The sequence below is a fragment of the Aquifex sp. genome, assembly GCF_056494385.1.
Map to the genome: position 1 here is coordinate 1 of NZ_JBSLZM010000016.1, position 4,475 is coordinate 4,475.

At 43.1% G+C, this 4,475-nt stretch carries 4 protein-coding genes; 1 reads left to right on the forward strand and 3 read right to left on the reverse strand.

What is annotated here, in order from left to right:
• Window positions 1-656, forward strand: a 656-nt coding sequence (locus ACWB1W_RS01285; RefSeq protein ID WP_479369586.1) for an IS200/IS605 family accessory protein TnpB-related protein, incomplete at its 5' end; no start/stop codon positions are given.
• 145 nt (window positions 657-801) lie between these two features.
• On the opposite strand, the gene ACWB1W_RS01290 is transcribed toward ACWB1W_RS01285, so the two are convergent.
• The 3 genes from ACWB1W_RS01290 to ACWB1W_RS01300 are packed head-to-tail and all read right to left on the reverse strand — an operon-like array spanning window position 802 to window position 4,125.
• Entirely contained in the window at window positions 802-1,926 is a 1,125-nt protein-coding gene (locus tag ACWB1W_RS01290; RefSeq protein ID WP_479369587.1) for a hypothetical protein, read from the reverse strand.
• A 53-nt stretch (window positions 1,927-1,979) separates the two neighbouring features.
• Window positions 1,980-4,013, reverse strand: coding sequence for an ATP-binding protein (locus ACWB1W_RS01295; RefSeq protein WP_479369588.1), 2,034 nt, complete (start codon window positions 4,011-4,013; stop codon window positions 1,980-1,982).
• Complete coding sequence (locus ACWB1W_RS01300; protein WP_479369589.1) at window positions 3,979-4,125, reverse strand: hypothetical protein; 147 nt, start codon at window positions 4,123-4,125, stop codon at window positions 3,979-3,981. The genes ACWB1W_RS01295 and ACWB1W_RS01300 overlap by 35 nt, the downstream gene beginning before the upstream one ends.
• Between the last annotated feature and the right edge of the window lie 350 nt (window positions 4,126-4,475).

The window sequence follows — 4,475 nt, forward strand, 5'->3', positions numbered from 1 at the left end:
TCTATCTTGAGAGGGAGAAGACCGAAAAGATTAAGGTGAAGGAGAAACTTCAGAGGAAGATAGATCACCTCTTCAGGGAAAAGAAGTCAAAAGAGAGAAAGATGAAAAACTTAAGAAAAGAGGTTCTTGAGGTGCTTACAAATGAGATAATCCTCACGGCGAAGGCTTCAGGTATAGACACCGTAGTGATAGAGGACCTCTCTTTCAAGGAAGTTCCTGAGTGGAGGGATAAGACCTTAAGGTGGCTCTTTTCAACGTGGTTTTACATGAAGTTCTCTGAGAGACTGAAGGAGAAAGCGAAGAGGGAAGGGATAAGGGTGAAGGAGGTAAATCCTGCTAACACGAGCAAGAGGTGTTTTTGTGGGAGGGAAGTCAAGAAGGAAGGACACTACCTTATCTGTTCTGCTCACGGAAAGTATGACAGGGATTACACTGCTTCAATAAACTTGGGGAAGAGGTATCTAAAACCTCCTGCCCTTGAGGTGGGAGGTATTCCAGAGACCGTTCCCTCTGGAGGTACCTCTTCCTCTATTCCCGTGCTTATAAGACTCACAACACTTATTGCATACCTCAGGTTAGTCAGATGCACACTCCTTTATTCCTTAGTTCCGAATACCCGAACGGATTTTCTTGACACAACGATCAAACGATGTTAGCTATTGTCAGCAAAGAAGGAACGGTGGGGCATTCTAAGATTTCCACTACGATGGACGTTTACATGGAGGCGGAGAAGGAGAAGCAGATGGAGGTGATAGTTGAGAGGTTGTGAGAAGGTCAGTTAGGTCATTTGAACAGAACAAACTAAAAGGGTAGTTCTGGTATAACTGTTGATATAAACCCTCTGATCCTAGACTCGGAAGGAAAGAAGCTCTTAGCAACCTTCTCCGCCTGCTCTATAGGATATGCTTCGTTTAGAAACCTCTTTATATCCGATACAAAGGGGAACCTCTCTCTATATACAGCGGAAAGAATGCTCTGCAGGTAGTCAAGGTCTACATCTTTCTCCGTTTGTATTTTCACTACACCTATAGGATTTGCTTCAAAGCCGGGCAAATGTCTGAACCTGAGCAAGGAAAAAGTAAACTCGCTCAGCTCTTTTAAAGAGCTGACATTTTCCTGCTCTTTCACCTTACCGGTCCAGTAAACACTCCTGTATGGTCTCAGATTCTCCCATACGTTATGCTCGTAAAGGCTGTCAGGTATATCTCTGGGAGTTTTCACGAAGCCAACCACCCCCCTAACGATGTCCTTGTATCTTTCCTCACTTTCGAGCCTGAACGGCGCCAGCACATGCCTTTTCTCAGGATACAAACCGTCAACCAAGATGAAAGAGTCCTCATTTCTTTCTCTGAAGAGCTTGAGGATGTAAAATTCAAGAAGCCTCATGTAGTGTCTTACGCGGCCCCTGGCTTTTCCCTTTATAACATTGAAGTTACCCAAGTCTTTCTTTTGTATCTGAATCTGTCCCTGCTCGGTTACTCCGGATCTGCTCGTATCACATATTATCCAACAGTCCTTGTGCTCGAATATGGATCCGAGGCTTTCCTCCCTGATTGTTTCCCTTACGTCATGTTCTGTAAAAAATTGCTGACCCCTGATGACAATAGAAGCCCTAAGCCTTTCCACAAACTCTCTAAGCTCGTTTCTGACAGCTTCACCGAAAACCTTTTCATATATCTCAAAAGGAAATAAGAGAAGGTTTATGTTACGTGTATAGGTTGTATTCCTTAGTCTTCCCTCCTGATCCCTGTAAAGGAGTGCTGCTGATATACAGGCGTAGTAAAGAGGTGTTCCGCTATAGCTGGCATGCCCAACCCTGTAAAGTTTCATAGATCCATCAAGAAAGGCATCAAACTTCAAAGGTGATTCTTTCGGGAAATCAATCCAGCGAAGGTCTCCCACCGGAACTATCTCCTCTCTTTCCAAAAGGGGACCCTCATACTCTAAAGCATAGGATTGTATAAAAAGAGATTTCCTCATCATTCTTCTCCGAGCCTGTGGAGAGGCTTAGGGAATCTTACAACCAGAGGAGCTTCCAACCTATCATGTAGGAGAACAAGCTCTCCTCTCCTGAGAAAAGAGACTCTCTGACGCATGCCATCAGAAAGTCTTTTGTAAAACCTGTTGGAAAGCTCTATCTCTTCGCTCTTACCAACAAGAAAAGCAAAGCTGTTCTGAAGGACCTCTTCATCAATTTGGGAAGCAAATTGCTCCGCACCTATAAGAGTGAGTCCATAGCCCCTTCCACGGGCAGCTATTTCTTTTATAAAGCTCTTTATTGTGGACCCCTCTCTTCCAGAGGGAGCAAATTTGTTAAGCTCGTCTACGAATACACTCACCCTTGAAGGGAAGTCTCCTATGTAGTTCTCGTTTAAATACTTTTCTTCCCTCTTCTTAAGAGGGAGTATCTCCTTGAGAGCGGAAAGGACTGAAAAGAAGACCATCCGCTGCTCATTGTCTTTCAAAGGCTCTATGTTTATAACCCATAGCTCACTTCTCCCCAGGTCATATACGTTTAAGGGATTCCCATGGGGAAGGTCTGGGACTATTACCCTTGAAGAAAGTAGTCTGTTTATTCTGTTGATAAACTTTCTTACTGTTGCCTCGTGATGAGGAGCGTTTCCTATGGTCACGTAACCGCCTCTGGTCCCTCCTCCAGAAAGCCTCCTGTTGAGTTCCCTCATAAGGTCCCTGAAAGAAGTTCTTCTATCATTGAATTCATCATTGATAGATATCAAGAGACTTTCCATCTGTTCGTTAATATCAGAAGGATCAAGAAGAGCGGCTATCGTATGAACTCCCAGACTAAGGAGGTCCTGAAGCCCGTAACTGAAATCGGAACCAGGTTCGTATATTGTTGTTTCATCCCTAAATACTCTTATAGGGTCAACCCTGTATTCTGGTCTGTTCCTACTTAGACTCTCTTCATAATACCTGTAAGCCTGATCCCATAGAGAAGCTGTATTGTCGTCCTTTTGATAGAGGTCTTCAATTGCTTCCTCCATATTGCTGTAATCAATTTCACCTATATCAAGTAGATCCCTTTCTTTGACATTGAAAGCTATTATCCCGAGCGTCCTATCAAAACGGCTCAGCTCCTCCATTTGCATGGAGTAGGACAGGGCAGAAGCGATCAAGAAGAGAGCATAGCTGGTTTTGCCGGCAAGCCCAGATTTCCCCGTTATGTTTACATGCCCAGAGGAGTAGCCGAACAGTCCTGTGAATGGACCGTAAACGGGTACATAGGCTCCGTCTCCTGAGCGAACAAAGCCCATAAGAATCCTCTGATCTTCTTTAATCATGGAAGAGAAAGCTCTTTCAAGAGTGTCTCTTCTTGATTTATATACAGGATATGCATAAGTTAAGGGTGCAGTTTTTCCATCGCTCCTATATACTATCCTTGCCTTTCCTGTTTTTATTGTGGGTATTCTGGTAGGAATATTTCTTTCCGCCTGCCCGAAAGACCACGAGTAGAAGTGCTCTATTATATCTCTCTTCTCGGATTTGACAGATACGTCTTCAACCATTCCTATGATAACTGTATCCTGGTCGAGTCTGACCTCTATCATCTCCCCAGGTTCTACGTATATATCGTCAGAGTCTTTGAGCCAGAAGCTAAAGGAATAGGGAGTGGCTGGGTCTGATTGAGTGATTGATACTCTCCCTATAACACCCTCAATCTCTTCTATCTCTTCAATTTCTCTTATCTGTTCTTCCTCAGTCTTATGAACAGTTGCTTCTTCCTCATATTTGAGTCCATACAAATCCTTTGTTCCCTTGATTATTTCAAGAACTCTTTTAAGTGCTTCTACTTTTTCGTCTCCCTTCTTTTCGAGTGCAGGTATAGTCTTGTGTTCAAGGTTCCACACGTTCGGGTTTTTCATAAGGATCTTTCTAATTACGAAATCCACGAATTCTCGCCTATCCCTCTTAGTTTTCCTGCCTATGTCCCGGAGGATCTGCTTGAGCGTAGTGTCATTAAGAAGTTTCTCTTTTAGCCTTTCCTCTTCCATAGCTCTCCTCCCAGTGTGTTTGTTTTATTTCTGACAGGCTTTTTTTACCATGCCAACCCTTTTCCTCAAGTTTGTACTTTAGTGCTTTTGAAGTCTCAAGTTTTCTTTCCATTTCCTCCCACCTTACTATCCCTACCATTACCACCCTCCAACGAAAAGTGTCCCTTTAAAAGGAGGGTCAAAAAACTACTCCTGCTCAAGCCCCTCTTATCAGCTTCTTCCTTTAACTTTTTTACTACATCCGGAGGTAAACTGAAAGCCACAACTTTTTTCCGTGCCATCTCTTTTAATTTCTCCATTTCCTGTTTAATTTTAATATGATAAAGCTCATATTAACTAAACTTTTGCACAACATGAGTCACCTCCTATCAAGTTTTGTAGCAGGAACAGAACAAGCTTGTCATCAGGAAAAGGAGAGAACCTCAAACATCGCCTTATTAAAGACTTCATAAATTCAACAAA

What these genes read in the sequence shown, in the direction of transcription:
- ACWB1W_RS01295 (WP_479369588.1), bottom strand. Translation starts at nt 4,013, where the DNA reads ATGGAAGAGGAAAGGCTAAAAGAGAAACTTCTTAATGACACTACGCTC.
- ACWB1W_RS01300 (WP_479369589.1), bottom strand. Translation starts at nt 4,125, where the DNA reads ATGGAAAGAAAACTTGAGACTTCAAAAGCACTAAAGTACAAACTTGAG.